Origin of the sequence: uncultured Oscillibacter sp. (assembly GCF_900544955.1) — a bacterium.
In the GTDB taxonomy this organism is placed as follows: Bacteria; Bacillota; Clostridia; order Oscillospirales; family Oscillospiraceae; genus Oscillibacter.
Window position 1 is genome coordinate 22,331 of the sequence record NZ_UQXD01000033.1, and the last position, 6,158, is coordinate 28,488.

Genomic DNA, 6,158 nt, shown 5'->3' on the forward strand with positions numbered 1-6,158 from the left:
GCTTCTGGGGTTACAGGTTTGGCTGGGCGGCGGCCTCGGGCAGGTCCGTCAGGGGGGCGAAGGTGTAGCCCATGTCCTCCCACTTGGTCAGAAGGTCGTCCAACAGCTCCGCGTTGGTCTTGGAGGTGGAGTGGAGGAGGACGATGGCTCCGTCGTGGATGCGGGGCAGCAGCTTGGAATAGGCCTGCTCCGCCGTGGGCTGGTTGTCCACGTACCAGTCCACATAGGCCAGGCTCCAGAAGATGGTCTTATACCCCAGGGCCTGGGCCTGCTTCAGGTTCTCCGTGCTGTACTTGCCCTGGGGCGGGCGGTAGAACATGGGGAGCGTCTCCCCGGTGGTCTCCTGATACAGCGCCGCCAGGTCGTCCAGCTCCTTCTGGAAGGCGGCCTGATCGCTGATGGCGGACATGTCCGGGTGGTGGTAGGTGTGGTTGCCCACGATGTGGCCATCCGCCGCCATGCGGCGGATGATGTCCGGCGCGGTTTCGATCATGTTGCCCACCACGAAGAAGGCGGCGGGGGCGTTGTGCTTTTTCAGGGCGTCCAGAATCTGCTCCGTGTAGCCGTTTTCATAGCCGCAGTCGAAGGTCAGGTAGATGACCTTCTTCCCGGTGTCCCCTAAATAGTAGGCGTTGTACCGGGCCAGGTCCGCCGCGGTGGCGTTTCCCACCGGGGACTCCCCCTCCGTGGGGAAGGACAGGCCCCAGTTGTCGGCGGAGGCGGGGATGGCGGCGGGGGCGGCGGCAGGCAGGGAGCGGCCCTTGAGATAGAGCATTCCCGCCAGAAACAGGCAGGGCAGAAGCAGCAGGGATGCGCGGCGGATAGACATAAAACGACCTCCCAATCACGGTTTTGGGGATAGTCTGCCCGCGGCTTTGCTGCTTATGCGCGGTTGAAAAAAGAACCGGAACATGGTAAAATGCAGATTCCAAATTTGCAAGGACGGCGCCGGGGGCGCCGGAGGAGGATGCTTTGATCGCTGCAATTTGCGTGGATGACCGCGGCGGCCTGCTGTTCAACGGCCGCCGGCTCAGCCGGGACCGGGCCCAGCGGGAGGACCTGCTGGCCCTCTGCGGGGCGGGGCGGCTGTGGATGAACGGATTTTCCGCCCCGCTGTTCGCGGGGCTGGAGGACCGGATCGCCGTGGACGAGAATTTTTTGACGCTGGCGGGGCCGGGGGAGGTCTGCTTTGTGGAGGACCGGCCCCTGGGCCCGGTGCGGGACAGGCTGGAGGCGGTGGTGGTGTACCGGTGGAACCGGGCCTACCCGGCGGACGTCCACCTGGATTTGGACCTGGCGGAAGCGGGCTTTTCCCTGGCGGAGCGGCGGGAGTTTCCCGGCACCTCCCATGAGACCATCACCCGGGAGCAGTACCGGCGGGGAGGTGCCTATGGCCAGGCGTAAGCACGGGCGGAAGAAGGGGATTGCCAAGCGCCTTGCGGCGCTGGTGCTGGCGGTGGCGGCGGCCGCGCTGCTGCGCTGGTACCAGCAGGCCACGTCCATCTCCCTGGAGGAGGTGCCGCCGTATGGCGGGGCGCCCTATGTGGCGCTGAACGGAAATCTGCCGGACTTCGGGGCGGACACGCTGTCCGACGAGGTGTTTGAGCTGTACAGCCCGCTGGACGTCCTGGGCCGGTGCGGCACCGCCTACGCCAACATCTGCCAAGAGCTGATGCCCACGGAGGCCCGGGGGGACATCGGCCAGATCCGCCCCACCGGCTGGCAGACGGTGAAGTACGACGTGGTGGACGGCGGGTATCTCTACAACCGCTGCCACCTGATCGGCTTCCAACTGGCGGGGGAGAACGCCAACGAGCGCAACCTCATCACCGGCACCCGCTACATGAACGTGGAGGGGATGCTGCCCTTCGAGAACCTGGTGGCGGACTATGTGAAGGAGACGGACGGCCACGTGCGCTACCGGGTGACGCCGGTGTACCAAGGAATGGAGCTGGTGGCCCGGGGGGTGCAGATGGAGGCGATGTCCGTGGAGGACGGCGGGGCGGGGGTGTGCTTCAACGTCTTCGTCTACAACGTCCAGCCCGGCGTGGAGATCGACTACGCCACCGGGGAGAGCCGCCTGGCGGCGTGAGATGTGAAGAAATTGTAAAATATGGCGGACCCCCCTTGCAATATGACAACTTGTCGGGTATGATACCTGACAGGTTGTCGTATTTCTTTTTGGGGAAAACACTTGACATTCCACCTGGTGGAAGGCGTAAAGTGAAGCCCGGTTGAAGAAAACCGCGGCCCTATTTCGTATCATGGAGAGAGGATGAGGCCGATGCCCACCGCCACCTTTACCAATCTGCCGCCGGAAAAGCAGGAGCGGCTGCTCAGCGCAGCCTCCCGGGAGTTTGCCCAGCGGCCCTACAACGACGCCTCCATCAACAAGATCATCCAGGAGGCGGGCGTGCCCCGGGGCAGTTTTTACATGTACTTTGCCGACAAGGAGGACCTGTTCCGCTACCTGCTCCAGGGGTACATGGATCAGCTGACCATGGTGCTGGAGGAGGCGCTGCTGCGCCAGGGGGGAGACGTGTTCGCCGCGCTGGTGTACCTGTACGACTACATCGTAGAGAAGCGGGAGGAGCAGTCCCTGGGCGGCATGGGGGCCATGGCGGCCATCGTCAGCCGCAACAGCGGCATGCAAAAGCACGTGCTGCTGGACATGGTGGACTCCGGCGGCGTGCTGTCGAGGCTGCGGGAGCTGGTGAACCCGGAGCTGCTGGACCTGCGGCGGGAGCAGGACCTGGGGGATCTGCTGGGGGTGCTGCTGAGCGTCACCGTCCCGATGCTGTATGCCGGCCTGCAGGCCGGAGGTGCTCCCGGTACCCGGGAGCACCTCGAGAACCTACTGGACATACTCAGACGCGGCATGGCCGCGAAAAACAAAACGTGAGGAGACTGGAAGATGGAAGAACTGAAGGATCAGACCGCCGCGCCCGCGGCGGAGGAGAAGAAACCGGCCAAAAAGCGCAAGCTGGCCCTGCCCAAGGGCAAGAAGCAGCGCAGGCGCCTGGTGGCCGCGGTGGCCGTGGTGCTGGTGGCGGTGCTGGGCTGGCGCCTGCTGGGCGGCTCCGGCGCGCCCCAGGCGGCGGGGGCATTTTACCAGCCGGAGCAGGTGGTCCGGCGGGATTTGACGGTGAAGGTCTCGGGCTCCGCCACGCTGGAGCCCGCGGACTCCTACCAGGTCACCACCTTGCTCTCCGGCGAAATCCAGAGCTCCCCCTTTGAGGAGGGGGACCTGGTGGAGAAGGACGCCCTGCTCTACACCCTGGACAGCGGCGACGCCCAGAGCAACGTGAACCGGGCCCAGATCTCCGTGGAGCAGGCCCGTCTGAGCTATGCCCAGGCCCAGGAGGCCCTGAACCCCACCGCCACCATCTCCGGCATTCTCAACGAGGTGTACGTCCACGACGGCGACAACGTGACCGCCGGCACGGCCCTGGCCAAGATCGTCACCGACACGGACCTGGTGATCGACTTCGTGTTCACCTACGTCTCCCCGGACCAGTTTTACATCGGCCAGAGCGCCACGGTGTTTGTGGGCAACTTTGACGGCCCCGTGCAGGGCACGGTGACCTCCGTCTCCAACGCCACCACCGTCACCTCCAACGGCAAGGAGGGCTGCACCGTCCGGGTGAAGGTCTCCAACCCCGGCATCGTGTCCGACAGCTTCACCGCCTCCGCCGTCATCGGCAGCTACTCCAGCTACGGCAGCGCCCCCATCTCCATGGCGGGCTCCTCCACGGTGTACGCCTCCGGCAGCGGCACGGTGTCCGGCTTCAACAAGCTGGTGGGCAACACCGTCTCCAAGGGCGAGGTCCTCTGCACCGTAGAGTCCGAGAGCACCCGGACCGGGCTGAAAAACGCCCGGCTGGCGGTGGAGTCCGCCCAGCTCTCCGCCGGCACCGCCGCCGGAAATCTGGACGACTACCGCATCCAGTCCCCCATCTCCGGCACCGTGATTGAGAAGAACTTCAAGGCCGGGGACAAGGTCAACGGCGCCGACTCCGGCACCCTGGCCGTGGTGTACGACCTGAGCTATCTGAAGATGCGGATGAGCGTCAACGAGCTGGACATCGGCAAGATCAAGGCGGGCCAGACGGTGGAGCTCACCGCCGCCGCCCTGCCGGGCCAGGTGTTCCTGGGCACGGTGGAAAAGGTCAGCATCAACGGCACCACCACCGGCGGCTTCACCACCTATCCCGTCACCATCCGGGTGGACGACTACGGCGACTTGAAGCCCGGTATGAACGTCTCCGCCGACATTCTGGGCGAGACGGCGGAAAACGTCCTCTCCGTGTCCGTGGGCGCGGTGCAGCGGGGGGACACCGTGCTGGTGCCCGGCCCCGGCGCCATGAGCGAGGACGGCGCCACCGTGGCGGACCCCACCAAGCTGGAGAGCCGCCAGGTGGTCCTGGGCCGCAACGACGAGAGCTACATTGAGATCACCTCCGGCCTGGAGGAGGGCGACACCGTGCTGCTGCTGGATCCGGCAATGGCCGGGATGGGAGGCTGACCGCGGTGGAGCACCTCATCGAACTGAAAGACGTCTATAAAATCTACCAGATGGGCGAGGAGGAGGTCCACGCCCTGGACGGCGTGAGCCTGACCATCGACCAGGGGGAGTTCGTGGCCATCGTGGGCTCCTCCGGCTCCGGCAAGTCCACCGCCATGAACATCATCGGCTGTCTGGACGTGCCCACCTCCGGCACCTACCACCTGGGGGGCATCGACGTGTCCACCATGAACGACGACGAGCAGGCGGACATCCGCAATAAAATGCTGGGCTTTATCTTCCAGCAGTACAACCTGATTCCAAAGCTCACGGTCCAGGAGAACGTGGAGCTGCCGCTGCTCTACGCCGGGGTCTCCGCCGAGGAGCGCCGCGCCCGGGCCCTGGAGTCCCTGGAGCGGGTGGGCCTGGCCGAAAAGCGGAAGAACCTGCCCAGCCAGCTCTCCGGCGGCCAGCAGCAGCGGGTGTCCATCGCCCGGGCCCTGGCGGGCAATCCCTCGGTGATTTTGGCCGACGAGCCCACCGGCGCCCTGGACTCCCGGACGGGCCGGGAGGTGCTGAGCTTTTTGCAGAAGCTGAACCGGGAGGGGGACACCGTGGTGCTCATCACCCACGACAATGCCATCGCCGTGCGGGCGAAGCGCATTGTCCGCCTTCAGGACGGCTGCATCGTCTATGACGGCGACGCCGGCGACCCCAAGGCCGTGGTTCGGCCGGAGGAGATGCTGGAGGAGGTGAAGAGATGAATTTCGGACAGTCCTTCAAGCTGGCGGTGAAGGCCCTGCGCACCAGCAAGATGCGGGCCTTCCTCACCATGCTGGGCATCATCATCGGCGTGGGCGCGGTCATCGTCATCATCTCTCTGGGCAACGGTCTGCAGGGAATGGTGGACCAGCAGGTGGAGAGCATGGGCGTCAACCTGATCCAGAGCATGGTCTACGGCCGGGGCGACGGCACCACCATGAACCTGGACCCCCAGGAGATGTACGACCTGGTGGATGCGCACCCCGACGTCCTCACCGGCGTCTCCCCCTATGTCTCCGCCCAGACCACCGTCCGCCACAACGACACCCTCTATGAGCGGACCCGGCTTTACGGCGTCAGCGAGGTCATGTACAAGGCGGAGACCGGCGCCACCCTGGACGGCGAGACCATCGCCCAGGGCCGCTTTCTCCAGTACATCGACGTGGCCCGCAGCCAGAATGTGTGCGTCATCGGCGCCTTCCTGGCCCAGGACGCCTTCAACGGCGACGCCCTGGGCCAGTCCCTCACCATCGGCGGCGTGCCCTATACCGTGGTGGGCGTGCTGAAGCAGAGCGGCGATACCCTGACGGAGGGGGGCCGGGACGACCAGGTGTACCTCTCCTACAACAACGCCCTGAAGCTGATGGGCACCCGCAACGTGAATCTCTACCTCTTCACCAGCACCAACCGGGACACGGCCGCCGCCGCCAAGGAGCTGATTGATGCAAAGCTGTACGACTTCTTCCAGGACGACGACGCCTACTACACCATGACCATGGCGGAGCAGGTGACCCAGATCAACGCCATGATGGGCGTGGCCATGCTGGTCCTGGTGGCCATCGCCGCCATCAGCCTGCTGGTGGGCGGCATCGGCATCATGAACATCATGCTG

At 65.3% G+C, this 6,158-nt stretch carries 7 protein-coding genes; 6 read left to right on the forward strand and 1 reads right to left on the reverse strand.

What is annotated here, in order from left to right; genetic code table 11:
• Positions 1–10: 10 nt before the first annotated feature.
• Positions 11–775: a polysaccharide deacetylase family protein gene (locus QZS21_RS08545; protein ID WP_295582375.1), complete on the reverse strand. Its 765-nt coding sequence runs from the start codon at positions 773–775 to the stop codon at positions 11–13.
• Positions 776–972: 197 nt separating this feature from the next.
• Between QZS21_RS08545 and QZS21_RS08550 the strand changes: the two genes are divergently transcribed.
• From QZS21_RS08550 to QZS21_RS08575, 6 genes are all read left to right on the forward strand, one after another.
• Positions 973–1,404, forward strand: a complete 432-nt coding sequence (locus tag QZS21_RS08550; protein ID WP_295582365.1) for a ribonuclease Z — start codon at positions 973–975, stop codon at positions 1,402–1,404.
• Positions 1,391–2,092 carry a DNA/RNA non-specific endonuclease gene (locus QZS21_RS08555; RefSeq protein ID WP_366557590.1) on the forward strand — a complete coding sequence of 234 codons (702 nt, stop codon included), beginning with the start codon at positions 1,391–1,393 and terminating at the stop codon, positions 2,090–2,092. The genes QZS21_RS08550 and QZS21_RS08555 overlap by 14 nt, the downstream gene beginning before the upstream one ends.
• 183 nt (positions 2,093–2,275) lie before the next feature.
• Entirely contained in the window at positions 2,276–2,902 is a 627-nt protein-coding gene (locus QZS21_RS08560) for a TetR/AcrR family transcriptional regulator (protein ID WP_295582367.1), read from the forward strand.
• Positions 2,903–2,914: 12 nt separating this feature from the next.
• Positions 2,915–4,525, forward strand: coding sequence for an efflux RND transporter periplasmic adaptor subunit (locus QZS21_RS08565; RefSeq protein ID WP_295582369.1), 1,611 nt, complete (start codon positions 2,915–2,917; stop codon positions 4,523–4,525).
• Between the two features lie 5 nt (positions 4,526–4,530).
• Entirely contained in the window at positions 4,531–5,268 is a 738-nt protein-coding gene (locus QZS21_RS08570; RefSeq protein ID WP_295582371.1) for an ABC transporter ATP-binding protein, read from the forward strand.
• A partial coding sequence (locus QZS21_RS08575) for an ABC transporter permease (RefSeq protein ID WP_295582373.1) occupies positions 5,265–6,158 on the forward strand: 894 nt, incomplete at its 3' end. The genes QZS21_RS08570 and QZS21_RS08575, both read left to right, overlap by 4 nt.